Raw genomic sequence first — 24,547 nt, forward strand, 5'->3', positions numbered from 1 at the left:
CCGGCCTGACGCGGACCCAGCACCGGCGGCGACAACCTTCCGTCGCCGGCCGGCGTCCCAGGAGCATGGTGAATCTCGGGATGAGGACACGTTCGCGGCTGCCGGCGCTCACGGCGGTGCTCACCGGTGTGCTCGTGGCCGCCGTGGTCGTGGCGCTCGCGCTGGTGCCGGGCTGGATGCGCGCCGAGGGCGACGAGCAGACCGGCGGGGCAGCGGCGCCGACCGTGACGCCCGCGGCTCCGACCGACTCCGCGGAGCCGGCGCCGGACAGGCAGCGGTCGAAGGTGCGTCGGCCCCCCGGATCGGGCTCGGTGCCGCTGCCGGGCGGCGGGCGACTGATCGGCACCTGGGAGGACGGACGCGTGCTCGGCGAGGTCGTGGTGCTGGGCCGCGTCGGCGAGCACGAGCAGGTCCTCTACGCGGCCCGGCCCGGGTCCGAGACGGCGGGGGCGGGCGCCGACTACGTGGCGACCGGGGTGCGGGTCGGCGACCGCATCCTGCGCACGATCCTCGCGCTGCGACCGGAGGCGGAGGAGGCGCGCGACGGCATGGACCTCTACGGCGGGAACGTGCTCGGCGAGCGCGGACCCGACGGGCTCGTGGCCGGCGGTGACTATCTGCTCCTGGGCGCGGTGCCCGGCGAGGCCCGGGTCCGGATCGAGGCTCCGGGTGAGGCGGACCGCGCGGTGACGGGAGCCAGCGGCACGGTGCTGCCCGGCTACACGGTCTTCCACGACTCCGGCGACTGGCGGGCCGCCTGGGACCAGGTCCAGCTGGCGCCTCTCGTCGTGACCACCGACGCCGGCCACCGGGTGCTGGTGCGGGAGCTCAGCTGGACGGGCTGACCGGGCGGGAGCCGCAGCCTCACATCAGCTTCTTGAACAGCCCCAGCGGCGCGTGCTTCATCACCACCGACAGCGGTGCCCACGGCAGCGGCGGCACGCAGGCGGAGCCCTTCTCGGCGACGATCGCGTCGACCATCGCCCGCACGCCCTTCTCGGTCGAGACCATCATCTTGGTCTTCTGGGCGACGTGCTCGTTCATCTCCGAGGCGATGTAGCCGGGGTAGAGCACGGTGACCTTCACGCTCTCGCCCAGCTTCTTGCCGTGCAGCTCGTTGCGCAGCCCCTCGGCGAGCCAGGCGGCGCCCACCTTCGTGGCGGCGTACGTCGTCATGGTCTTGGGCATGCCGCGCATCGCCGACATCGAGGAGACCATCACCAAGTGGCCGGCCTGCTGGTCGCGGAAGACCTCCATCGCGGCCTCGGTCTGCGCGAGCGCGCCGACGAAGTTGGTCATCGCGGTCTCGCGGTTGGCCTCGAAGCCGCCGGTGCCCAGCGGGGCGCCCTTGCCGAGGCCGGCGTTGACCACGATCCGGTCGAGCCGGCCGAACAGGGCGCGGAACTCGCGGAACACCTCGAACACCCGGTCGTGGTCGTTGACGTCCATCGCGAGGTACTCCACCCGCCGGCGGGGGTGGGCGGCGGTGATCTCGACGGCGAGCTCCTGGAGCCGGTCGGTGCGCCGGGCGCACAGCGCGAGGTCGTAGCCCTTCGCGGCGAACTGGCGGGCCATCTCGGCGCCGAGGCCGGACGAGGCGCCGGTGATCAGGATCGTCTTCGGGGAGGACTCGCGGGGCTCGCTCATGCGCGGCAGTGTGCCCGACCGGTGTGCGGCACCGGGCGTGAGGGCGGGTCGTGTGCCCCACGAAGCGCCATGGCGCGTCTGCAGGCACGGTTCCTGAGGAGGCGAGGGACGAGCCGTCTCGAAGGGCACGACCAGCGGGGCGACGGGGGGTGTGCATACGTGGTATACATACCCGGTATTCACGGCCGGCTCGGAGCCGTGACCCACGACGAGGGGGCACCGATGTCGGTGAAGCAGGCGCTGCTGGCGCTGTTGGAGCAGGAGCCGATGTACGGCTACCAGCTCCGCGCGGAGTTCGAGCAGCGCACCGGCGCGACCTGGCCGCTCAACGTCGGTCAGGTCTACACGACGCTGACCCGGCTCGAGCGCGACGGCCTGGTCGCAGGTGCCGGCTCCGACGACGAGGGGCACGTGGTCTACCGGATCACCGACACCGGCCGCGCCGAGGTGGCGACCTGGTTCACCACCCCGGTCAACCGCACCCAGCCGCCTCGTGACGAGCTCGCGATCAAGCTCGCCCTCGCGGTGACCGTGCCCGGCGTCGACGTCGGCACGGTGATCCAACAGCAGCGCAGCGCCACGATGGCGGCGCTCCAGGACTACACCCGTCTCAAGCGCAGCGGCCGCGCCCCCGCGTCGAGCGACGGCGCCGATCTCGCCTGGACCCTCGTGCTCGACTCGCTGGTCTTCGCCGCCGAGGCCGAGATCCGGTGGCTCGACCACTGTGAGGCGAGGGTCCGCCGGGCCGCGGTCGAGCGGGCGGCGCAACAACGGCCCGGTACGCCGAGCGAGGGCGCCGCGGCGCCGCGCCCGAGCGGGGCGACGTCGTGACCCGCGTCGGCCAGACCGACGGCGCGCCGCTGCTGGCGGTGACCGAGGCAGCCCTCCTGCATCGCGCCGAGGAGCGCTGGCTCGACACCGCCCGGGCCCGGCTGCGCGCCGCCGGTCCGCGTCCGCGGCGCCGCGGCGACCGGCTCGAGGGTCGGGAGGTGGCACGATGACGCGGAGCACCGACGTGCTGCAGCTGACCGGAGTCACCCGGGTGCACGGGGAGGGCGCGACCGCGGTGCGGGCGCTGCACTCGGTGTCGTTCATCGCCTCGGCCGGCGAGCTGGTCGCGGTGATGGGCCCCTCGGGCTCCGGCAAGTCGACCCTGCTGACCCTCGCCGGCGGTCTCGACACCCCCACCGAGGGCACCGTCGCCGTCGAGGGCCGGGACCTGGGCTCGCTGCGCCAGGCCGAACTGGCCCGGATGCGGCGCACCTCGATCGGCTACGTCTTCCAGGACTTCAACCTGATCCCCGCCCTCACCGCCGCGGAGAACGTCGCGATGCCGCTGGAGCTCGACGGCGCCCGCACCCGCAAGGCGAGAGACGCGGCCCGCACGGCCCTGGAGGAGGTCGGCATCGGTGACCTCGCCGACCGGTTCCCCGACCAGATGTCCGGCGGCCAGCAGCAGCGGGTCGCGATCGCCCGCGCGGTCGTCGGCGAGCGCCGCCTGATCCTGGCCGACGAGCCCACGGGCGCCCTCGACACCGAGACCGGCGAGGAGATCCTGCGGCTGCTGCGCGCCCGCTGCGACGCCGGTGCCGCCGGGGTGCTCGTCACCCACGAGGCCAGGCACGCCGCCTGGGCCGACCGGGTGGTCTTCCTGCGCGACGGCGTCGTGGTCGACGAGACCGGCTCGTCCCCGGTCGACGCGCTGCTCGAGCCGGGCCTGACCCGATGAGCGTCTCCGGCGGCCGGTTCACCCACTGGTGGACCGGCTGGCGGCTCGCGCTCCGGGTCGCCGCGCGCGACGCCCGCCGGGCCCGGGGCCGCAGCATCCTGGTGCTGGTGATGATCGCGCTGCCGGTGCTCGCGGTCACCGCGGCCGACGTGGTGATCAGCACCGCCGAGGTCAACGCCGCCGAGGGCCTCGACCGGCGGCTGGGAGCCGCCGATGCGCGGGTGATCTCGCAGAACGCCGCCGACGTCGTGGAGTACCAAGCGCCCGACCCCGACGACGGTCTCGCCTACGGCGGGCGTCGCGACGGCAGGCGGCCCACTCTCGAGGACGTCACCGACGTGCTCGGCGGGGGCCGGCCGGCCGTGTCGGTGCGTGACGGGGTCCGCCGGGTGCGCACCGACGCCGGGGTGGCGACGGCGATGGCCGTGGAGACCGATCTCGCCGACCCGCTCACCGACGGCCTGGCCCGGCTGACCGAGGGGCGGTGGCCGCGAGCCGACGACGAGGTGGTGGTCAACCAGGCGCTCCTCGACCGTGGCTCGCAGCTGGGCGGCGAGCTCGAGCTGGTGACCGTCGGTGCCGACGACACGCGCACCATCGTCGGCACCGCCGAGTCGACCATCTTTCGTGACCAGCCGTTCGTCGCCGCCGGGCCCGGGGCGCTCGGGCTGCCGCAGTCGGGCCGCGACGAGTGGCTGCTGGGCGGCGGACCGGTCAGCTGGAGCCAGGTCCTCGACCTCAACCGCCTCGGGTTGCTCGTGCTCTCGCGAGCCGTCGTGCTCGACCCGCCCGCCTCCACGATGGCCGACGAGTACACCGGCAGTGACGACGCCGCCGCGGCGGTCCTCGCCCTGGTCGTGGCGATGGTGCTGCTCGAGGTGGTGCTGCTGGCCGGCCCTGCCTTCGCGGTCGGCGCCAAGCGGCAGACCCGCACCCTGGCGCTGATGGCGGCCAGTGGCGGCAGCCCGCCCCAGGCGCGTCGGGTGGTGCTGGGCAGCGCGATCGTCCTCGGCGGGCTGGCCTCGCTCGGCGGGGTCGGGCTCGGCATCGGCTTGGGCTGGGCGCTGCTGCCGCTGGCTCAGCGGTTCAGCGGCGAGTGGTTCGGCCCGTTCCAGGTGCCGTGGCTCCAGCTGGCCGGCATCGCCTCGTTCGGCCTGGTGAGCGCTCTGCTGGCGGCCCTGGTGCCGGCCTGGATCGCCTCGCGCCAGGACGTGGTGGCGGTGCTCGGCGGACGGCGGGGGGACCGTCCGCCGAGCCGCCGGTCGCCGCTGCTCGGGCTGCTGGTGCTCGGCGCCGGCGTGGCCGGGTCGGCGTACGGCGCCCGGGCGGACCAGAACGGCGAGGCCGTCATCGCCGCCTCCGCCGTGGTCGCGGTGCTCGGCATGATCGCGCTGGTGCCGGTGGTCGTCGCCGCCGTCGCGCGCGTCGCCGGGCGGCTGCCCCTGCCGGTGCGGTACGCCGCGCGCGACGCGGCCCGGCACCGCACCCGGACGGTGCCGGCGGTGGCCGCGGTGGCGGCCACCGTGGCCGGTGTCGTGGCGCTGGGGATCGCCGTCACCAGCGACGAGGCCGAGAACCGGGGGGAGTACACCGCCTCCCTCCCCGCCGGCATGGGCAGTGTGACCGCCACCTCCGGCGCGCCGCCGGACTGGGCGGCGATGCGGCGCGCGGCCGAGGCGCAGGTGCCGGACGCCACGGTCATCGACATGCGAGGGGTGCGCGAGGGTGCCCGGGGATGGACCGACCTGCGCTTCCGCCACGACGACGGTGCGGTGCGGCTGTCGGGCTGGGGGTCGACCATGGGGTCGTCGATCCTGGTCGGTCCGGCAGCGCTTCCCGTCGCCCTGCCGGACCAGCCGGCGACGACGTGGCAGCGCGCCGAACGGGTCCTGGCCGACGGCGGCGTGCTGGTGTTCGGTGCTGAGCCGGCGACCGGCGTCGACCGGCTCACGGTCAAGGCCGCCGTGCATCCTCCGCGCGGCCGCGCCGAGCGCACCTCGGCGGTGGCGCCGGCGCTCGTCGTGCCGGTCACGAACGGCTACGCGCCGTTCCGGGCCGTCCTCTCCGACGAGCTCGCGCAGGAGCTCGGGCTGACGGTCTCCCCGGTGGGGCTGCTGGTCGACGGCGACCTCGCGCCCGCCGACGAGGAGCGGCTGTCCGACGCGGTCGGTGAGGTCAGCGCCCGCGCGGACGTCTACGTCGAGCGCGGCTACCAGACGCCCGACGAGACCGTGATCGTCCAGCTGGTGCTGGCCGGGCTCGGCGCGCTGCTGATGCTCGGCGGCACCCTCACCGCCACGTTCCTCGCGCTCTCCGACGCCCGCCCCGACCTGGCCACCCTCGCGGCCGTGGGCGCCGGGCCCCGCACCCGCCGCGCGGTCGCAGCCGCGTACGCCCTCGTCGTCGGCCTGGTGGGTGCGGTCCTCGGTGCCGCGGTCGGGTTCGTGCCCGGCATCGCGGTCACCTTCCCGCTGACCGGACGGGGCTGGACCGACGCGGGGCAGGCCGAGGGGCACTACCTCGACGTGCCCTGGCTGCTGGTGTTGGGCGTGGTCGTGGCGCTGCCGTTGCTCACCGCGGCGATCGTGGGCCTGGCCGCCCGGTCGCGGCTGCCGTTGGCGTCGCGGCTCGACTGACGGCTCTCGCAGCCGGTCGCGAGCGGGGCTCGGGGCAGCCACCTTTGGACAACGATTCACAACTTGCTCCCTCAGGGTGCTTGACGGCCCGGCCCCGGAGCCCTTGGGTGAACTCACCAGACCCACGCGACTGCGCCGAGGGGGGCGGCCGCCGCGTGGACCCAGCAGAGGGAGAAGGAAGCGTGTCCAATCGTTCCCCGAGGTCACGGGTGGCCCGCCGCCACGTCGGCCTCGTCTCGGCGGGGGTGGTCGTCGCCGGCCTGCTCGCCGGCAGCCCCGCCGCCACCGCGGCCGAGCCCACACCCGACTCCGCCACGGAGTCGCCCGCCACCCGGGCGACGCCGTCGCGGTTCAGCGACGGTCGCTACGTCGTCGTCCTGCGCCAGCCCGGCAGCACCCGCGCCGGCGCCACCCGCGCCGCCTCGGGCCAGTCCTTCCGGGCCGACTCCGACGCGGTCCGTGCCTACGAGCGGCGGCTCCGGGTCAGCCACGACCGGATCGCCGACGAGGTCGGCACCGACGTGGCGACCCACTACACGACCGCGCTGAACGGCTTCGCCGCCGACCTGACCACCGAGCAGGCCGTCGAGCTGTCCTCGGACCGCCGGGTGCTGTTGGTCGAGCGCGACCAGCTGCGCTACGGCGACACCTGGAACACCCCCGAGCTGCTCGGTCTCTCCGGCAAGAAGGGCGTCTGGGCACGCTACGGCGGCCAGAAGCGGGCCGGCGCGGGCACGGTGGTCGGCATCCTCGACTCCGGCATCTGGCCCGAGTCGGAGTCGTTCCGCGGCAAGCCGCTGACCGAGCGTCCCCAGACCAAGTGGGACATCTCCCGCCAGGGCGGCGTGATCCGGGTCGAGAAGGCCGACGGCGGTGTGTTCACCGGCTCCTGCGAGGCAGGCGACGAGTGGACCGCCGATGACTGCAACACCAAGCTGGTCGGCGCCCGCCACTACGCCGACGGCCTGCTCGCCGGCGGCGGCGAGATCATCGAGAGCGACTGGCTCTCGCCGCGTGACGGCAACGGCCACGGCACCCACACCGCCTCCACCTCGGCCGGCGCGATCGTGACGGGCGTCCAGGTCGAGGACGTGGAGTTCGGCACCGCCACCGGCATGGCGCCCGGTGCCCGGATCGCCGCCTACAAGGTGCTCTGGGCCACCGAGGACGGCCGCGCCTCCGGCACCACCAGCGACATCGTCGCCGCCATCGACGACGCGGTCTCCGACGGCGTCGACGTCATCAACTTCTCGATCTCCGGCGCGCTCGACACCGTCCTGGACGCCACCGAGATCGCCTTCGAGGGTGCGGCCGAGGCCGGGATCTTCACCGCGGCGTCGGCCGGCAACAGCGGGCCCGACGCCTCGACGGTGGCGCACAACAGCCCCTGGCTGACCACGGTCGCCGCGGCGACCCACTTCAACTTCGAGAACACCGTGGTGCTCGGCAACGGCGAGAAGTTCGCCGGCGCCTCGATCGCCAACCGGCCGCTGCCCTCGAGCCCGCTGGTCACCGCCGAGGCCTCCGTGGTCGACGGCGGCGACGCCGCCGACGCCGCGCTCTGCGGCCCCGACACCCTCGACCCGGCCGCGGTGACGGGCACGATCGTGGTCTGCCTGCGCGGTGCCTACGACCGGGTCGCCAAGAGCGCCGAGGTCGACCGCGCCGGTGGCGTGGGCATGGTCATGGTCAACACCAGCGAAGGCCAGAGCCTCGACGCCGACTTCCACTCGGTGCCGTCGGTGCACCTCGACGCCGCCGCGGGCGAGCAGGTGCTGGCCTACGTCGCGGCGCAGGGCGAGGCCGCGACCGCGAAGTTCGTGGTCGGCAACACCACCGGAACCCCCACGCCGCTGCCGCAGGTGAGCGGCTTCTCCTCGCGGGGCCCGTCGCTGGCCAACGACGCGGACATCCTCAAGCCCGACATCGCCGCACCCGGCACCAGCATCCTGGCCGCCGTGGCGCCGCCGTCGAACTCCGACCGCAGCTACGACCTCTACTCCGGCACCTCGATGTCGGCTCCGCACATCGCGGGCCTGGCTGCGTTCATGGCCGCGGTGCACCCCAAGTGGACGCCGCAGCAGATTCAGTCGGCGATGATGACCACGGCGACACCGCTCAAGGACGCCAACGGCGCGGACTCGACCGACGCCATGGCCCAGGGCGCCGGCATGGTCAACCCGCGCAGGTTCTTCAACCCGGGGCTGTTCGTGACCTCGACGCCGCGGGAGTGGCAGCGCTACCTGGCCGGGGTCGGCTACCAGCCGAACCCGGGCTTCCCGCTCGAGCCGATCGCCGCGCAGGACATCAACCTGCCGTCGATGTCGAAGGGCCAGCTCACCGCGAGCGCCACCTTCACCCGGCGCTTCGTCGCCGCCCGGAAGGGCACCTGGAAGATCACCTCCGACGTGCCGGGCTTCGAGGTCACCATGGACAAGACCCGGGTGGTCTCCCAGCGTCGCTGGGACGCCGAGGACGTCACCTTCACCTTCGCGCGCACCGACGCTCCGCTGGGCGAGGTCACCTCGGGTCACGTCACGCTGACCGGGCCGACCACGGTGCGGCTGCCGGTCGCGCTGCGTCCGGTCTCGGTGAAGGCCCCGGCAGCGGTCGAGGGCGAGGGCGTCGAGGGCTCGGTGGCGGTGCCGGTCACGGCCGGCTTCACCGGTGAGCTGAACGTGGGCGTCACCGGCCTGGCGGTCTCCGACACCGTGTCGACCGAGGTCGCCGCCGGCGACTACGACCTGCAGTGCGTCACGGTCGCCGAGGGGAGCGAGGCGGCCCGCTTCGCGATCGACGCGGTCGACGACACAGCCGACCTCGACATGTACGTCTACGCGGCCGAGACCTGCGACCCGGGCACGATCTTCGCCGAGGCCGGCTCGTCCGCGACCGGCTCGGCCGACGAGGCGCTCACGTTGCTGGCTCCCGAGGCGGGCGCGTACTTCGTCGAGATCGACGGCTTCGCGGCCGGTGAGCAGGGCGACCCGATCGCCTTCGACTTCGACTTCTGGGACGTCAACCCGGCGGCCGAGGTCGGAGACCTCACCGCCACGCCGAACCCGGTCCCGGTGACCAACCAGCAGGAGACGACGTTCGACGTCAGCTGGTCGGGCCTCGAGGCCGACCGCAAGTACCTCGGCGTCCTGGAGTACGAAGGGTCGCTGGCGCCCACCCTGGTGTTCGTCACCGGCTGAGGCGCGATCGACCCAGCACCACCGCACCATCGGACCGGGCGTCCGGGGCCAGTCGGCTCCGGGCGCCCGGTCCGTCTTCGCCGAGGGGTCACAGATGCCCGCCTATCGGCGGCGTGCCGCGGGACGATCGACGTCTCACCAGAAAAAGTCAGGCTTGACTGTTTGTTAGTGCTCGCGGCATGCTGCTCCGCGTGACCCCCACCACCCCCTCCCCGGGCCTCGCCCGGGTGCCGCAGGAGCAGCGCACCCGCGCCATGCGGGCCAGGCTGCTCGAGGCGACGGTGGAGTGCCTGGTGGAACGCGGCTTCAGCGGCACCTCGACCACGCTGGTCTCCGAGCGCGCAGGTGTCAGCCGCGGCGCCCAGCTGCACCACTTCCCGACCAAGAACGACCTGGTCGTGGCCGCCGTCGAGCACCTCACCGAGATCCGCGGCGCCGAGCTCGCCGAGGCGGCCCAGAAGCTGCCGGCCGGCCCGCGGCGCACCCGCGCGGTGCTGCAGATGCTCGCCGACCACTTCACCAGCCCGGTCTTCACCGCCGCCCTCGAGCTCTGGGTCGCCGCCCGCACCGACGACCACCTGATGGCCGCGGTGGCGCCGCTCGAGCAGCGCGTCGGGCGCGAGACCCACCGGCTCACCGTCGAGCTGCTCGGCGCCGACGAGACGCAGCCGGGCGTGCGCGAGCTCGTGCAGGCCACGCTCGACCTGGTGCGCGGCCTCGGCCTCGCCAACACCATCACCGACGACACCCGCCGTCGCGCCCGGATCCTCGACCAGTGGGCCAGCACCATCGACGCCGAGCTCGCGAAGGAGCACGCATGACACCCCCCGACGCACCACCCGCCCGGTCCTTGCTCGACGACCTGCTCGCCGATCTGACCGCCGAGGGCGACCAGCTCTGGAATGCTGTGGCGGGCCTCGACGAGGCGGCCTGGCGCACCCCCACTCCCGCCGAGGGCTGGGACGTCGCCACGTCGGTCGGCCACCTCGCCTGGACCGACGAGGTCGCCGTGCTCGCCGCGCACAGCCTTGACGGTGAGGCGGGCAAGGCCGCGTGGGACGCCGTCGTCCTCGAGGCGATCGGTGACCCCGAGGGCTACGTCGACGCCTGTGCGCTCGACGCCGGCCGCCTCGCGCCGCAGGCGCTTCTCGCCCGCTGGGGCACCGCCCGCCAGGCACTCGCGACCGCCCTGCGCGAGCTGCCCGAGGGGCAGAAGATGCCGTGGTTCGGCCCACCGATGTCTGCGGCGTCGATGGCGACCGCCCGCTTCATGGAGACCTGGGCGCACGCGCTCGACGTCTACGAGGCGCTCGGGCTCGGCTACGAGCCCACCGACCGCGTCCGCCACGTCGCCCACCTCGGGGTGCGCACCCGCGGCTACTCCTTCGCCAACCGCGGTCTCGAGCCGCCGACCGCCGAGATCCACGTCGCGCTCACCGCCCCGTCGGGCGAGCTGTGGACCTGGGGCCCCGAGGACGCCGCGCAGCGCGTGACCGGCTCGGCGTACGCCTTCTGCCAGCTGGTCACCCAGCGGGTGCACCGGGCCGACACCGACCTGGTCGCCGTCGGGGACGACGCCGACCGCTGGCTCGACATCGCCCAGGCCTTCGCCGGCCCGGCGGGCGAGGGACGCGCGCCGCAGGGGGGCGCGGCATGAGCGGTCTCAAGCTCGACCACCGGGAGGCGCTCGACCACCGGGGGGCGCTGCGGGTCGGCAACTGCTCCGGCTTCTACGGCGACCGCCTCTCGGCGATGCGCGAGATGCTCGAAGGTGGCCCGCTCGACGTGCTCACCGGCGACTACCTCGCCGAGCTGACCATGCTGATCCTCGGCAAGGACACCATGAAGGACCCCGCCCTGGGGTACGCCCGCACCCACTTGCGCCAGCTCGAGGACTGCCTCGGTCTCGCGCTCGAGCGCGGGGTGAAGGTCGTCAGCAACGCCGGCGGCCTCAACCCCGCCGGCCTCGCCGAGAAGGTCAGCGAGGTCGCCCAGGGGCTCGGCCTGGATGTCGCCGTCGCCCACCTCGAGGGCGACGACCTGCGCCCCCGTGCCGCCGAGCTCGGTCTCGACGGCGCGCTCACCGCCAACGCCTACCTCGGCGGCTTCGGCATCGCCGCGGCGCTGCGCCAGGGCGCCGACGTCGTCGTCACCGGCCGGGTCACCGACGCCTCCCTGGTGGTCGGGCCGGCCGCCGCGCACTTCGGCTGGACGCCCGAGTCGTACGACGAGCTGGCCGGCGCCGTCGTCGCCGGGCACGTGCTCGAGTGCGGCACCCAGGCCACCGGCGGTAACTTCTCCGGGTTCAAGACGCTGTTCCGCTCCGAGGAGCACGCCCGGCTGCCGCTGGGGTTCCCGCTCGCGGAGATCGCCGCCGACGGCTCCAGCGTGATCACCAAGCACGAGGGCACCGGCGGCGCGGTCACCGTCGACACCGTGACCGCGCAGCTGGTCTACGAGATCCAGTCGACCCGCTACCTCGGCCCCGACGTCACCACGCTTCTCGACACCATCGAGCTCGCGCAGCAGGGTGAGGACCGGGTCGCGATCACGGGTGTCCGCGGCGAGGCGCCGCCGGAGCACCTCAAGGTCTGCGTCAACGAGCTCGGAGGATTCCGCAACACCGTGGAGTTCGTGCTCACCGGGCTCGACGTCGACGCCAAGGCCGACTGGGTCCGCAACCAGCTCGCGCCCCGCCTGACCGCCGAGTCCGTCACCTGGACCCGCGGCGGACCGCCGGCGCCCGACGCCGACACCGAGGAGGGTGCCTCCACTCTGCTGCGGTGCACGGTGATGGACCCCCAGGCCGACCCGTGCGGCAAGGCGTTCACCGCGCCCGCGGTTGAGATCGGCCTGGCGTCCTACCCGGGGTTCACGCTCACCGCCCCGCCCGGCCGGCCCACGCCGTTCGGCGTCTACCGCCCGGCGTACGTCGAGCGCACGGCCGTCGAGCACGTCGTCGTGCACGCCGACGGCAGCCGGGAGACGATCGCCGACCCGACGGTCTTCGGCGCCGAGCAGGTCGACGACAGCGGCCTGCGCCCCTCGCCGTACCCCGCACCGCCGGACTCGCTGACCCGCCGGATGCCGCTCGGCACCTTCGTCCACGCCCGCTCCGGCGACAAGGGCGGAGACGCCAACCTCGGGCTCTGGGTGATCAACGACGGCCACCCGCGCTACGACGAGCGAGTCACCTGGCTGGCGAAGCTGATCACCCCCCGCAAGGTGCGCGAGCTCGTCCCGGAGGCCGAGGACCTCGACATCGAGGTCTACGTGCTGCCCAACCTCGGCGGGGTGAACGTGCTGATCCGTGGCCTGCTCGGCCGCGGCGTCGCCGCCTCCACCCGCTTCGACCCGCAGGCCAAGGCCCTCGGCGAGTGGGTCCGCTCGCGCATCGTGCACATCCAGGAGGACCTGCTGTGATCACCACTCCCGCCGACCCGTCACTGATTCACGCGGATCCGCGGCGTGTCGAGGAAGACCTGACGGCTCACCGCGCCGCGCTGACCGACCTCGGTGCCGAGTTCACCCGCCGCGAGATCGCACCCCACCTCCAGGAGTGGGAGGACGCCGGAGAGATCCCGCGCGAGCTGCACCGCAAGGCCGCCCAGCAGGGCCTGCTCGGCATCTCGTTCCCCGAGTCCGTCGGCGGCGAGGGCGGTGACCTGCTCGACACGATCGCGCTGCAGGAGGGGATGTTCCGCGAGGGAGCCTCCAGCGGGCTCGCCTCCGCGCTGTTCACCCACGGCATCGCGCTGCCGCACATCGCCGCCCACGGCTCGCCCGCCCTGGTCGACCGCTACGTGCGGCCGACCCTGGCCGGCGAGAAGATCGGCTCGCTGGGCATCACCGAGCCCGGTGGCGGCTCCGACGTCGGCAACCTGCGCACCAACGCCGTCCTCGATGGCGACCACTACGTCGTCAACGGGTCGAAGACGTTCATCACCTCCGGCACCCGCGCCGACTTCGTCACCACCGCGGTGCGCACCGGTGGCCCCGGTGCCGGCGGCGTCAGTCTGCTGGTGATCGACACCGACACGCCCGGCTTCACCGTCGACCGCAAGCTGGCCAAGATGGGCTGGCACTGCTCCGACACCGCCGAGCTGTCGTTCGTCGACGTGCGGGTGCCGGTGGAGAACCTGGTCGGTCACGAGAACGCCGGGTTCCTCTACATCGCCGAGCAGTTCGTGGTCGAGCGGATGGCGCTCGCGGTGCACGGCTACGGCATCGCCGGCCGCGCCCTCGCGCTCACCGCCGACTACTGCCGGCAGCGCACCACGTTCGGCGAGCCGCTGATCAAGCGGCAGGTGGTGCGGCACAAGCTCGTGGAGATGCACCGGCAGGTCGAGGTCGCCCGGGCCCACACCCACACCGTCGCGCAGCAGTACGTCGCTGCCGGGGGCGTGAACGAGGCGGTGATCGCCGCGGCCTGCCTGGCCAAGGAGACCGCCTGCAACACCGCGACGTACGTCTGCGACCAGGCCGTCCAGCTGCACGGCGGGACGGGATACATGCACGGCACCGAGGTGGAGCGGCACTACCGCGACGCCCGGCTGCTGCCGATCGGAGGAGGAGCGACCGAGGTGCTCACCGACCTTGCCGCCAAGCTGTTGGGCTACACCGCATGACCGCCACGGAGACCGAGTCGCCCGAGGCGACCGAGGCCGTCGAGGCGCTGACCCCCGAGGCCGAGCGCCGCCGGCACCTGCTCGGCAAGCTCGCCGACGTCGACGCCGAGCACGCCAAGGCCGTGGCCGGCGGCGGGGAGAAGTACGTCGCGCGCCACCACGAGCGGGGCAAGCTGCTGCCGCGCGAGCGGATCGAGCTGCTCATCGACGAGGGCTCGGCGTTCCTCGAGCTGAGCCCGTTGGCCGGCTGGGGCACCGACTTCACCGTCGGCGCCAGCGTGGTCTGCGGCATCGGCGTCGTCGAGGGCGTGGAGTGCATGATCACCGCCAACGACCCGACCGTGAAGGGCGGCGCCTCCAACCCCTGGACGCTGAAGAAGATCTTCCGGGCCTCGCAGATCGCCGAGGAGAACGGGCTGCCGACGGTCTCGCTGGTCGAGTCTGCGGGCGCGGACCTGCCCACGCAGAAGGAGATCTTCATCCCGGGCGGCAAGCTGTTCCGGGACCTGACGCGAGCCAGCGCCCGCAAGCAGCCGACGATCGCGCTGGTCTTCGGCAGCTCGACCGCCGGCGGCGCCTACGTGCCGGGTCTGTCCGACTACACCGTGATGGTCAAGGAGCGGGCGCAGGTGTTCCTGGCCGGCCCGCCGCTGGTGAAGATGGCCACCGGCGAGGAGTCCGACGAGGAGACCCTCGGCGGCGCCGAGATGCACGCCCGCACCTCCGGCCTGGCCGACTACCTGGCCGAGGACGAGCTCGACGCGATCCGGATCGGCCGCCGGATCATCGCCCGGCTCAACTGGCGCAAGGCCTCGGAGACGGCATACGTCCCGGCTGCCCTGGCGACCGGTTCGGCCGGTGACATGGGCGTCCCGGGGGTGGTGACCTACGCCGAGCCCGAGCACGACCCCGAGACGCTGCTCGACCTGATCCCGACCGACCTCAAGGAGCCGTTCGACCCGCGCGAGGTGATCGTGCGCCTCGTCGACGGCGTGAGCGCGACCAACGAGGTGCCCTTCGACGAGTTCAAGCCGCTCTACGGATCCTCGCTGGTCACCGGCTGGGCGCGGCTGCACGGGCGGCCGATCGGCATCCTCGCCAACGCCCAGGGCGTGCTGTTCAGCGAGGAGGCGCAGAAGGCCACCCAGTTCATCCAGCTGGCCAACCAGAAGAACACCCCGCTGCTGTTCCTGCACAACACCACCGGCTACATGGTGGGCGCGGAGTACGAGCAGGGCGGCATCATCCGGCACGGCTCGGCGATGATCAACGCGGTGTCGAACTCGAAGGTGCCGCACATCTCGGTGCTGATCGGCGCCTCCTACGGCGCCGGCAACTACGGCATGAACGGCCGCGCCTACGACCCGCGCTTCCTGTTCACCTGGCCCAACGCGAAGTCCGCGGTGATGGGTCCCCAGCAGCTGGCCGGGGTGCTCTCGATCGTCTCCCGCGCCGCGGCCGAGGCGAAGGGCAAGCCGTACGACGAGGAGGCCGACGCCGGCATGCGGGCGATGGTCGAGTCGATGATCGAGGAGCAGAGCCTCCCGTTCGTGCTGTCCGGGATGCTCTACGACGACGGGGTCATCGATCCCCGCGACACCCGGACCATCCTCGGCATCTGCCTGTCCGTCATCGACAACGCGCCCTTCGAGGGCACCGACCGGTTCGGAGTCTTTCGCTGATGATCACCAAACTGCTGGTCGCCAACCGTGGCGAGATCGCCCGCCGGGTGTTCACCACCTGCCGGCGCCTTGGCATCGAGACCGTGGCCGTGCACTCCGACGCCGACGCGGGCCTGCCGTTCGTGGCCGAGGCCGACGCCGCCGTGCGCCTGCCGGGCAACACGCCGGCCGAGACCTACCTGCGCGCCGACCTGGTCATCGAGGCGGCCCGCAAGGCGGGGGCCGACGCCGTCCACCCCGGCTACGGCTTCCTGTCGGAGAACGCCGACTTCGCCCGCGCGGTCACCGCGGCCGGGCTGACCTGGGTCGGCCCGGAGCCCGCCTCGATCGAGTCGATGGGCTCGAAGGTCGAGTCGAAGAAGCTGATGGAGGCCGCCGGGGTGCCGGTGCTGGCCGACCTGGGTGCCTCGGCGACCGAGGCCGACCTGCCGCTGCTGGTCAAGGCCTCCGCGGGCGGCGGCGGTCGCGGCATGCGCGTCGTGCGTGCGCTGGCCGACCTGCCGGGCGAGGTCGAGAAGGCCTCCGCCGAGGCGGCGTCCGCGTTCGGCGACGGCACCGTCTTCGTCGAGCCGTACGTCGAGCACGGCCGCCACGTCGAGGTGCAGGTCGTGGGCGACCGGCACGGCACCGTGCTGGTGCTCGGCGAGCGCGACTGCTCGATCCAGCGCCGCCACCAGAAGGTCGTCGAGGAGACGCCAGCCCCGGGCCTCTCGGTCGAGACCCGCGAGGCGCTGCACGAGGCGGCGAGGGCCGCCGCGCACGCGATCGACTACGTCGGCGCCGGCACCGTGGAGTTCCTGGTCGACGCCGCCGACCCGACCCGTTTCTGGTTCCTGGAGATGAACACCCGGCTCCAGGTCGAGCACCCGGTCACCGAGGCGGTGTTCGGCGTCGACCTGGTCGAGCTCCAGCTCGCCGTCGCCGAGGGGCGCCCGGTCAGGGACTCCCTGGCCCCCGACGTCGCGGCACGCATCGGCGACGACACTCCGCTCGGGCACGCCGTCGAGGTGCGGCTCTATGCCGAGGACCCCGCCCACGACTGGCAGCCGCAGAGCGGTCTGCTCACCGCGTTCGACATCCCGGGTGTGGTCAGCGAGTTCACCGGCCCCGCGACCCACGGACTCCGTCTCGACACCGGCTTCGTCGCCGGCAGCGAGGTCGGCACCCACTACGACGCGATGCTGGCGAAGGTGATCGCCTGGGCCCCCACCCGCGAGCAGGCGCTGCGCCAGCTCGCCGGGTCGCTGGCCAAGGCCCGGCTGCACGGCCTGGTCACCAACCGCGACCTGCTGGTCGAGGTGCTGCGCCACCCGGTGTTCGTCGCCGGCGACGTGAGCACCGACTTCTTCGACACCCAGCAGCTCGCCTCCCGCGGTGGCGGCGACGACGCCGAGCGTGCCGGTCGTGCCGCGCTGGCCGCGACCGTCGCGCTCGCCGAGCGGGACCGGGCGGCCCGGACGGTGCAGCAGGGCGCCCCGGTGGCCTGGCGCAACGTGGTCAGCCAGCCCCAGCGCACCGCCTTCGACGTGGCCGGCCGCGACGAGGCGCTCGAGGTCGCCTGGTACGGCGGCCGCGACGGCTACCGGCTGGGCGACGAGTCCTGCGTGGTGCTCGCGGCCACCGCCGACCGCGTCGTCCTCGAGCGCGACGGCGTCGCCACGGCGTACCACGTCTCGGTCACCATCCCCGGGCGCCTGGACGCCCCGGTCGTCGACGTCGACAGCCCCGAGGGCCACGTGCGGCTCACCAGGCGGCCGCGTTTCACCGACCCCGCCGAGCAGGTCGCCAGCGGTTCGCTGCTCGCGCCGATGCCCGGCACCGTGCTCAGCGTCGCCGTCGAGGCGGGTGCGCGGGTCGCCGCGGGCCAGCAGGTGCTGGTGATGGAGGCGATGAAGATGCAGCACACCGTGGCCGCGCCGCACGACGGCGTCGTCACCGACATCCCCGTCGCCGCGGGCGACCAGGTGGCCGCCGGGGCCGTGCTGGCCGTGGTCGAACCCGACGAGACCGACGGCCACGACGACAACCCAGCCACCACCGAGGAGACCGCATGAGCACGTTCACCGAGCCCGAGGAGCGCCAGGAGCTGCGCAAGGCGGTCTTCGCGCTGGCCTCGAAGTACGGCCACACCTACATCGCCGAGAAGGCCCGGGAGGGCGGCAAGGTCACCGAGCTGTGGGCCGACATGGGCAAGCACGGCTTCCTCGGCGTCAACATCGCCGAGGAGTACGGCGGCGGGGGCGGCGGCATCGGCGACCTCGCGGCGGTCCTCGAGGAGGCCGCGGCGGCCGGTGCCCCGATGCTGATGATGGTGGTCTCGCAGGCGATCTGTGGGTCGGTCATCGGCCGGTTCGGCACCGAGGAGCAGAAGAAGCGCTGGCTGCCGGGCATCGCGGACGGCTCCTACACGATGGCGTTCGCGATCACCGAGGCCGACGCCGGGTCGAACTCCCACAACATCACCACCACCGCGACCCGTGACGGCGACGGCTGGGTGCTGAAGGGATCGAAGACCTACATCTCCGGCGTCGACGAGGCGGAGGGCATCCTGGTCGTGGGCCGGGCAGCCGACGCGAAGACCGGCAAGCTCAAGCCCTGCCTGTTCGTGGTGCCGACCGACGCGCCGGGCCTGGAGAAGCAGGTCATCGAGATGACCTTCGACGCCCCCGAGAAGCAGTTCACGCTGTTCTTCGACGACGTCCGGCTGCCGGGTGACGCGCTGGTCGGCGACGAGGACGCCGGCCTGCTGCAGCTCTTCGCGGGCCTCAACCCCGAGCGGATCATGGGCGCGGCGTACTCGAACGGCATGTCGCGGTTCGCGCTGGCCAAGGCGGTCGACTACGCCAAGACCCGGTCGGTCTGGAAGGACCAGCCGATCGGCGCCCACCAGGGCATCGCGCACCCGCTGGCCAAGGTCAAGATCGAGCTGGAGCAGGCCAAGCTGCTGCAGCAGAAGGCGGCCGCGCTCTACGACGCCGGCGACGACATGGGGGCAGGCGAGTTCGCCAACATGGCCAAGTACGCCGCCGGCGAGGTCGCCTGCAACTCCACCGACGTGGCGGTGCACACCCACGGCGGCTCGGGGCTGACCACCGAGCTCGGGCTGGCCAACATGCTGGTCGCGGCCCGTCTCGGCCGGATCGCCCCGGTCAGCCGCGAGATGATCCTCAACTTTGTCGCGATGCACTCGCTTGGGCTGCCGAAGTCCTACTAGCCAGGACGCGTCAGCGGACTGGCGTGGTAGGAGGTCGAGCGAGCCGCACGACCGAGCCTGCGAGGTCGTGACCGGCGGGTCGAGACCCGCTGAGTCCGCTCCCCGCCGCCTTGTAACGCGGTGTCCCGGTAGCTACCGCGGTGTCACAACGCCGCAGAAGCTACCGGGACACCGCGTTACAGCGGCTGCGAGCGATCACCGTCGGCGGGCGACGAGGAGCCGGGAGGCCAGCCGCCAGCCCAGCAGGAGGGCGCCGAGGAACCCGGTGGCGACCAGCACGAACGACCAGGCCGTGCCGTCGCCGGTCAGCCGGCGCAGCAGCATCCCGCCGACCACGGCGCAGCCCCAGACGACCGAGCCGGCCCGCAGCGACGCGGAGCCGCGCACGAGCAGGTGGCCGAGCGCCAGCCCGGCCAGGAACGGCCAGGCGGTGTCGAGCACCCCGCCCAGGGCGCCGCCCTCGTCGTGCGAGCGGCGTCCCAGCGCCGCGAACAGGATCACGACGGCCGCGTCGATCGCGACGGTCAGGGCGGGGTGGACGGGTCGGCGCACCCGACCATTCTCAGGGCCCCGCCACTCGCGTCCGAGCGCGGGTCGGCCCCTACCCGATGAGCTTCGCGCGGAGCGCGTCGAGCACCTCGTCGTCGAGGCCCAGCCCCTCACGCAGGTACGCCGTGCGGTCGCCGTAGGCGAGCTCGACGGCGGCGTACGCCTCGGCCAGGAACGTCTCGTCGGCGACCAGCACCCGCTCGTAGACCTCGACCTTCTCCGGTCCCAGGCCCTCGGCCACCATCGCGAGGTACTTCTTGCGGGTGCCGGCGGAGCGCTCGTTGGTGAGCAGGTAGTCGGCCAGGATCGTGTCGTCGTCGACGCCGGCGAGGTGCAGCAGCAGTGATGCCGCCCAGCCGGTGCGGTCCTTGCCGGCGGTGCAGTGGAAGAGCTGGGCACCCTCCGCCTCGGCCAGGTGGCGGAACAGCCCCGCGAACGCCGCCCGCGCCCCGGGGTCGGCCACGAACCCGCGGTAGACGCGCCGCATCACCTCGTCCGCGGCGTCGTCGTCGGACAGCCCGGCCAGATCGTCCAGCGGGATGCCCGGCACCTCGTGGTGGTGCCAATGCGCGCCCGGCACGGCGACGTCCGGATGCGCCTCGACCTCGACCGCACTGCGCAGGTCGAGCAGCCCGGTGATGCCGAGCCGGCCCAGCTCAGTGGCGTCGTGGTGGGTCAGCCGCAGCCCGTTGGAGCGGTAGAACACCCCGGTGCGCACCCGGCCGCCGCCGGCCGTCGGGTAGCCCGGGCCCGGCCCGGCGACGTCGCGGAAGTTGTCCGCCGAGGCGAGGCGGACCAGCTCCTCGGAGAACTCGTGCTCCCGCTCCGCGTCGTCCAGGAGGTCGCTCGGCCCGTGCGTGCTCACGACCCGGGAGCCTATGCGGACTCGCCCATCCCGACCGCGGCGTGGCTGATCTGCGCGTAGCGTCAGCCCATGCGCCGAGCCCACGTCCGCGCGGTCGTCCTGGCCGCCTCGCTGCCCATCGCCCTGGCCGGGGGCCTCGCCGCGGTGCAGAGCGCGCCCCTGGCGCCCGTCCTGCCGGCCGACCGTGTCGACACCGTCGAGCCGGGAGCGCTGACCGTCGCCACGGCGGCGGTCGGCACCTGGGAGGGCGAGGCCGTGGCGGTGTCGGTCACCGCGCAGGGCCTCAGCGTCGACGTCGACGGCCGCTCGGTCTGGACCTCCCAGCCCGCGAGCGCGTTCGTCACCGGTGGTCGCGGTGACGTCACCTGGCAGGAGCACCGCGGCTACTTCTGGCCGACCGTGCAGTACGCCGACCGGCTGGGCGAGCAGACCGTCGACCGGGTCGAGGTCGTCGACGGCGCGGTCGTGGTGACTGGAGCCCTCGCCGGCGCCGACGGCGCGGGCGACGAGGGGGCGACCTACACGCTGACGATCCAGGACCGGTCGCACGGCGGCGCCACGATCGACGTCGCGACCGCGGGCGCCACGCCCCTCGACTCGGTCGCGCTCGTCTCGGGGCGCTCCGCGGGCGCGGGCGTGCACGGCTTCGGCGAGCAGTTCGCCGACTTCGACCTCGACGGCCGGCTGCTGCCCATCGTGGTCCGCGAGCAGGGCGTGGGCCGCGGCGAGCAGCCGATCACCCAGCTCGCCGACCTCACCCAGAACGGTGCCGGCGGCACCGACCAGATGACGTACGCCGCGTGGTCGTCGTTCGTGACCGAGGACCTGCGCGGGCTGCGCCTCGCTGCCGACGACCCCGCCTCCCACGCGTTCGCGGTCGCCGACCTGCGTGACCCGGCCGCGGTCGGCCTCGAGGTCTGGGCGCCGTCCCTGTCGGCGGAGGTCGTCGCCGGCGACGACCCCACGGCGCTCGTGGCCGCCCAGCAGGCCGGCGACACCCGCGCCGGCATGGCGCGCTGGGCCACCCGCGGTGCGATCGTCGGGTTGCAGGGCGGCACCAAGGAGGTGCGCGCCGAGCTGCGCACGCTGCTCGACGCCGGCGCGCGCGTCTCGGCGGTGTGGCTGCAGGACTGGACCGGCCAGCGGGTCACCGAGTTCGGCAAGCGGCTGTGGTGGACCTGGCAGCTGGACCGGGAGCGCTACCCGCGCTGGCGCCGGCTGGTCGCCGACCTTGCGGAGCGGGGGATCCGCACCACGACCTACGTCAACCCGATGCTGACCGACGCGGCGGCCAAGGACACCCCGGGCCTGCGCAACCTCTTCGCCGAGGCCCGCGACCGCGGCTACCTGGTCCGCCGCCCCGACGGGACGCCGTACGAGCAGGACCAGGGGCAGTTCACCGCCACGTTGGTCGACCTGACCAACCCCGACGCGAGGTCGTGGTTCGCCGACGTCATCGCCACCGAGGTGCTGGCCGACGGGGTGAGCGGCTTCATGGCCGACTTCGCCGAGGGCCTGCCCGTCGACGCGGTGCTGCACGAGGGTGACGCGGCGGTGCTGCACAACCGCTGGCCGGCGCTGTGGGCCGAGACGGTGCGGTTGGGCTGCGAGCGGGCCGGGCAGCCCGACTGCGTGACCTGGTTCCGAGCCGGGTCGCTCGGCCAGGCGGCCGACGCGCCGCTGTTCTGGGCCGGCGACCAGCTGGTCACCTGGTCGCGCGAGGACGGGCTGGCCTCCGCGCTGCTCGGCATGCTGTCGGCCGGGGTGTCCGGCTGGCCGCTGGTGCACTCCGACATCGGGGGCTACACCTCGGTCAACGCCTACGTCAAGGACTACGTCCGCACCCCCGAGCTGCTGCGCCGTTGGGCGGAGCTCGAGGCCTTCGGGGTCGTGATGCGCACGCACGAGGGCAACCGGCCCGACGAGAACCCGCAGGTCTTCTCGACGAAGGGCACGGCGCGGGCGTTCGCCCGGATGACCAGGCTCTACGGCGCGCTGGCGCCGTACCGCCGAGCGGTCGTCCGGGAGGCGGTGGACACCGGCGTCCCCGCAATCCGGCCGACCTGGCTGGTGGCCCCGGGCACCGACGCCGCTGAGAGCGACACCCAGTTCTTCCTCGGCTCCTCGGTGCTGGTCGCGCCGGTGCTGGAGGAGGGCGCGCGGACGGTCACCGTCGACCTGCCGCCCGCGGACCGGTGGGTGAACCTGCTCACCGGCGAGCGGCACCGCGGCGACTCCCGGGTGACCGTCCGGGCGCCGCTGGGCCGGCCGGCGGCGTTCGTCCGTGCCGACGACCCGTGGCAGCAGCGGCTGCGGAAGCGGGTCGAGGCGGCAGGCTTCTGAGTCGCTGCTCCGAGTCGACGACCCGGAGCAGCGCCTCGTCTCAGAGCACCGGAACGCAGCGGTCGTCCTCGTGCCGTGGGGCCGCACCGGTTGCGAGGTGAGCCACGTCACGTCAGGCTGGCCTCCGACCGGACGAGAAGCCAACCTGAGGACGGGTGCTCATGGAGGCGATGGATCCGAAGTACGGCGCGACGGCGCTGCTGCTGATCGCCGCGGCCGCGGTGGCGCTGCTGCTGGTGCTGATCATCGTGGCGAAGCTGCACGCGTTCGTCTCGCTGGTCCTGGTCAGCGTGCTCACCGCGCTCGCGGTGGGCTTCCCGCTCGCCGACGTGCCCGACGTCCTCATGTTCGGGTTCGCCGACACGCTCGGCTCGGTGGCGCTCCTGGTCGCGTTCGGCGTGATGCTCGGCCGCCTGCTCGAGGTCACCGGCGGGGCGCAGGTGCTGGCCGACACCCTGATCGGTCGGTTCGGCGAGAAGCGGGCCCCGCTGGCGCTGGGCGTCGCCGCGCTGCTGTTCGGCTTCCCGATCTTCTTCGACGCGGGCCTGGTCGTGTTCCTGCCGATCATCCTCACCGTGGCCCGGCGCTTCGGCGGCTCGCTGCTGCTCTACGCGCTGCCCGCGGCCGGCGCGTTCGCGGCGATGCACGCGATCGTGCCGCCGCACCCGGGGCCGGTCGCCTCGGCGTCCCTCCTCGGCGGCAGCATCGGCATCACCCTGCTGGTCGGCGTCCCGGTCGCGGTGCTCGCCTGGTACGTCGGCGTCTATCTCGTCTCCCGGTTCCTGGGGCGGCGGATCGAGGTGTCGCTGCCCGACCTGGTGCTCGGTGACGCGGAGGAGACCAACCGGCTCGGGGAGCGGCCGCCGTCGTTCCCGACGGTGCTCGGGCTGCTGCTCGTGCCGTTCGTGCTGATCTCCTTCGACACCGTGCTGACCACGCTCAGCGATGCCGACGTCGTCGACCCGGACGCGGGATGGGTCAACTTCCTGACCCTGCTCGGCTACACGCCGGTCGCCCTGCTTATCACGGTGCTCGTGGCGATCCTGCTGCTGGGCCGCCCGAACGCGCCGATGGGCCAGGTCAGCGGCCTGCTGGACGACGCGCTCGGCCCGATCTGCGCGATCATCCTGATCACCGGGGCCGGCGGCATGTTCGGCGGGGTGCTGGAGCTCAGCGGCATCGGCGACGCGCTCAGCGACAGCCTCTCCGACCTGGGCATGTCGCTGGTCGTGCAGGCGTTCGTGATCGCCACCCTGCTGCGCGTCGCGCAGGGCTCGGCGACCGTCGCGCTCACCACCGCGTCCGGACTGCTCGCGCCGGCGGTCAAGGCCGCCGAGCTGGGCGACCTGAAGATCGCGCTGCTGGTGGTCGCCGTCGCCGCCGGCGCGACCGTGCTCTCGCACGTCAACGACTCCGGCTTCTGGCTGGTCAGCCGGTTCTTCGGCATGGACGTGAAGACCACGCTGCTGACCTGGACGGTCATGGAGACCACGCTCGGGCTGTCGGCGTTCGCGATCGCCGCCGCGCTGTGGGTGGTGGTCTGATGACGGTGCTGGTGGTGATGGGGGTCTCCGGCTGCGGCAAGTCCACCGTCGGCGAGGGGCTGTCGGAGCGGCTGGGCTGGCCGTTCCTCGAGGGCGACTCGCTGCACCCGCCGGAGAACGTGGCGAAGATGGAGTCCGGGCAGCCGCTGACCGACGACGACCGCTGGCCCTGGCTCGAGCGGATCGCCGACTGGATCGAGGAGCGGCACGACGCGGGTGAGGACGGCGTCGTCACCTGCTCGGCGCTCAAGCGCTCCTACCGCAAGGTGCTCGACCGGCGCGGCGACGGCGTGGTCTTCGTGTTCCTGCACGGCGAGCGCGAGACGCTCGAGGCCCGGATGCGGGCCCGCACCGGCCACTTCATGCCGGCCAGCATGCTGGCCAGCCAGCTCGAGACCCTCGAGCCACCGGGTGCCGACGAGCCGGCGATCCCGGTCGCGATCGAGCAGTCACCGGAAGAGATCGTGCAGCAGGTGGTCACCGCCCTGACGTCCCGGTGACACCGACCGGCCC

At 73.5% G+C, this 24,547-nt stretch carries 19 protein-coding genes; 16 read left to right on the forward strand and 3 right to left on the reverse strand.

Annotation, left to right across the window (positions count from 1 at the left end; genetic code table 11):
- Window positions 1-80 precede the first annotated feature (80 nt).
- Window positions 81-845, forward strand: coding sequence for a hypothetical protein (locus tag D6B71_RS09070; RefSeq protein WP_126688218.1), 765 nt, complete (start codon window positions 81-83; stop codon window positions 843-845).
- A 19-nt stretch (window positions 846-864) separates the two neighbouring features.
- Here the strand turns inward: D6B71_RS09070 and D6B71_RS09075 are convergent, their stop codons facing one another.
- Window positions 865-1,647, reverse strand: a complete 783-nt coding sequence (locus D6B71_RS09075; protein ID WP_121254205.1) for an SDR family oxidoreductase — start codon at window positions 1,645-1,647, stop codon at window positions 865-867.
- A 222-nt stretch (window positions 1,648-1,869) separates the two neighbouring features.
- Between D6B71_RS09075 and D6B71_RS09080 the strand changes: the two genes are divergently transcribed.
- From D6B71_RS09080 to D6B71_RS09135, 12 genes are all read left to right on the forward strand, one after another.
- Complete coding sequence (locus D6B71_RS09080; protein WP_121254207.1) at window positions 1,870-2,478, forward strand: PadR family transcriptional regulator; 609 nt, start codon at window positions 1,870-1,872, stop codon at window positions 2,476-2,478.
- Window positions 2,475-2,648: a hypothetical protein gene (locus D6B71_RS22675; protein ID WP_164519587.1), complete on the forward strand. Its 174-nt coding sequence runs from the start codon at window positions 2,475-2,477 to the stop codon at window positions 2,646-2,648. The genes D6B71_RS09080 and D6B71_RS22675 overlap by 4 nt, the downstream gene beginning before the upstream one ends.
- A complete protein-coding gene (locus D6B71_RS09085) occupies window positions 2,645-3,376 on the forward strand; it encodes an ABC transporter ATP-binding protein (RefSeq protein WP_121254209.1) in 732 nt (243 codons plus the stop codon). The genes D6B71_RS22675 and D6B71_RS09085 overlap by 4 nt, the downstream gene beginning before the upstream one ends.
- Window positions 3,373-6,012, forward strand: coding sequence for an ABC transporter permease (locus tag D6B71_RS09095; protein ID WP_126688219.1), 2,640 nt, complete (start codon window positions 3,373-3,375; stop codon window positions 6,010-6,012). Before D6B71_RS09085 ends, D6B71_RS09095 begins: the two co-directional genes overlap by 4 nt.
- A 182-nt stretch (window positions 6,013-6,194) precedes the next feature.
- The gene (locus D6B71_RS09100) at window positions 6,195-9,209 is read left to right on the forward strand and encodes a S8 family serine peptidase (RefSeq protein ID WP_126688220.1); all 3,015 of its coding nucleotides are present in this window, start codon (window positions 6,195-6,197) and stop codon (window positions 9,207-9,209) included.
- Window positions 9,210-9,400: 191 nt separating this feature from the next.
- Window positions 9,401-10,030: a TetR/AcrR family transcriptional regulator gene (locus tag D6B71_RS09105; RefSeq protein WP_338036791.1), complete on the forward strand. Its 630-nt coding sequence runs from the start codon at window positions 9,401-9,403 to the stop codon at window positions 10,028-10,030.
- Window positions 10,027-10,866 carry a TIGR03084 family metal-binding protein gene (locus D6B71_RS09110; protein WP_121254218.1) on the forward strand — a complete coding sequence of 280 codons (840 nt, stop codon included), beginning with the start codon at window positions 10,027-10,029 and terminating at the stop codon, window positions 10,864-10,866. Before D6B71_RS09105 ends, D6B71_RS09110 begins: the two co-directional genes overlap by 4 nt.
- Window positions 10,863-12,632 (forward strand): acyclic terpene utilization AtuA family protein, encoded by a 1,770-nt coding sequence (locus tag D6B71_RS09115; protein WP_121254220.1) that lies wholly within the window; start codon window positions 10,863-10,865, stop codon window positions 12,630-12,632. Before D6B71_RS09110 ends, D6B71_RS09115 begins: the two co-directional genes overlap by 4 nt.
- Window positions 12,633-12,712: 80 nt before the next feature.
- Window positions 12,713-13,837 carry an acyl-CoA dehydrogenase family protein gene (locus D6B71_RS09120; RefSeq protein WP_121254449.1) on the forward strand — a complete coding sequence of 375 codons (1,125 nt, stop codon included), beginning with the start codon at window positions 12,713-12,715 and terminating at the stop codon, window positions 13,835-13,837.
- On the forward strand, window positions 13,834-15,519 hold the full coding sequence (locus tag D6B71_RS09125; RefSeq protein WP_121254222.1) for an acyl-CoA carboxylase subunit beta: 1,686 nt from the start codon (window positions 13,834-13,836) through the stop codon (window positions 15,517-15,519). Before D6B71_RS09120 ends, D6B71_RS09125 begins: the two co-directional genes overlap by 4 nt.
- Window positions 15,519-17,573: an acetyl/propionyl/methylcrotonyl-CoA carboxylase subunit alpha gene (locus D6B71_RS09130; RefSeq protein WP_121254223.1), complete on the forward strand. Its 2,055-nt coding sequence runs from the start codon at window positions 15,519-15,521 to the stop codon at window positions 17,571-17,573. The genes D6B71_RS09125 and D6B71_RS09130 overlap by 1 nt, the downstream gene beginning before the upstream one ends.
- The gene (locus D6B71_RS09135; RefSeq protein WP_121254225.1) at window positions 17,570-18,733 is read left to right on the forward strand and encodes an acyl-CoA dehydrogenase family protein; all 1,164 of its coding nucleotides are present in this window, start codon (window positions 17,570-17,572) and stop codon (window positions 18,731-18,733) included. Before D6B71_RS09130 ends, D6B71_RS09135 begins: the two co-directional genes overlap by 4 nt.
- Before the next feature lie 195 nt (window positions 18,734-18,928).
- On the opposite strand, the gene D6B71_RS09140 is transcribed toward D6B71_RS09135, so the two are convergent.
- Both D6B71_RS09140 and D6B71_RS09145 read right to left on the reverse strand, forming a co-directional pair.
- Entirely contained in the window at window positions 18,929-19,285 is a 357-nt protein-coding gene (locus tag D6B71_RS09140) for a DUF3054 domain-containing protein (protein WP_206051643.1), read from the reverse strand.
- Window positions 19,286-19,334: 49 nt separating this feature from the next.
- Window positions 19,335-20,147 (reverse strand): tyrosine-protein phosphatase, encoded by an 813-nt coding sequence (locus D6B71_RS09145; protein WP_164519588.1) that lies wholly within the window; start codon window positions 20,145-20,147, stop codon window positions 19,335-19,337.
- A 69-nt stretch (window positions 20,148-20,216) separates the two neighbouring features.
- On the opposite strand from D6B71_RS09145, the gene D6B71_RS09150 reads away from it, so the two are divergent.
- From D6B71_RS09150 to D6B71_RS09160, 3 genes are all read left to right on the forward strand, one after another.
- Window positions 20,217-22,490, forward strand: coding sequence for an alpha-glucosidase (locus D6B71_RS09150; protein WP_121254228.1), 2,274 nt, complete (start codon window positions 20,217-20,219; stop codon window positions 22,488-22,490).
- 161 nt (window positions 22,491-22,651) lie between these two features.
- Window positions 22,652-24,034 (forward strand): GntP family permease, encoded by a 1,383-nt coding sequence (locus D6B71_RS09155; protein ID WP_121254230.1) that lies wholly within the window; start codon window positions 22,652-22,654, stop codon window positions 24,032-24,034.
- Window positions 24,034-24,534 (forward strand): gluconokinase, encoded by a 501-nt coding sequence (locus D6B71_RS09160; protein ID WP_121254232.1) that lies wholly within the window; start codon window positions 24,034-24,036, stop codon window positions 24,532-24,534. Before D6B71_RS09155 ends, D6B71_RS09160 begins: the two co-directional genes overlap by 1 nt.
- Window positions 24,535-24,547: the final 13 nt, after the last annotated feature.

The sequence above is a fragment of the Nocardioides ferulae genome (genome assembly GCF_003660455.1).
In the GTDB taxonomy this organism is placed as follows: Bacteria; Actinomycetota; Actinomycetes; order Propionibacteriales; family Nocardioidaceae; genus Nocardioides; species Nocardioides ferulae.

Coding starts and splice junctions, on each gene's coding strand:
- D6B71_RS09080 (WP_121254207.1), top strand. CDS start 1,870: ATGTCGGTGAAGCAGGCGCTGCTGGCGCTGTTGGAGCAGGAGCCGATG.
- D6B71_RS09095 (WP_126688219.1), top strand. CDS start 3,373: ATGAGCGTCTCCGGCGGCCGGTTCACCCACTGGTGGACCGGCTGGCGG.
- D6B71_RS09075 (WP_121254205.1), bottom strand. CDS start 1,647: ATGAGCGAGCCCCGCGAGTCCTCCCCGAAGACGATCCTGATCACCGGC.
- D6B71_RS09085 (WP_121254209.1), top strand. CDS start 2,645: ATGACGCGGAGCACCGACGTGCTGCAGCTGACCGGAGTCACCCGGGTG.
- D6B71_RS09155 (WP_121254230.1), top strand. CDS start 22,652: ATGGAGGCGATGGATCCGAAGTACGGCGCGACGGCGCTGCTGCTGATC.
- D6B71_RS09135 (WP_121254225.1), top strand. CDS start 17,570: ATGAGCACGTTCACCGAGCCCGAGGAGCGCCAGGAGCTGCGCAAGGCG.
- D6B71_RS09115 (WP_121254220.1), top strand. CDS start 10,863: ATGAGCGGTCTCAAGCTCGACCACCGGGAGGCGCTCGACCACCGGGGG.
- D6B71_RS09110 (WP_121254218.1), top strand. CDS start 10,027: ATGACACCCCCCGACGCACCACCCGCCCGGTCCTTGCTCGACGACCTG.
- D6B71_RS09160 (WP_121254232.1), top strand. CDS start 24,034: ATGACGGTGCTGGTGGTGATGGGGGTCTCCGGCTGCGGCAAGTCCACC.
- D6B71_RS09070 (WP_126688218.1), top strand. CDS start 81: ATGAGGACACGTTCGCGGCTGCCGGCGCTCACGGCGGTGCTCACCGGT.
- D6B71_RS09150 (WP_121254228.1), top strand. CDS start 20,217: ATGCGCCGAGCCCACGTCCGCGCGGTCGTCCTGGCCGCCTCGCTGCCC.
- D6B71_RS09130 (WP_121254223.1), top strand. CDS start 15,519: ATGATCACCAAACTGCTGGTCGCCAACCGTGGCGAGATCGCCCGCCGG.
- D6B71_RS09125 (WP_121254222.1), top strand. CDS start 13,834: ATGACCGCCACGGAGACCGAGTCGCCCGAGGCGACCGAGGCCGTCGAG.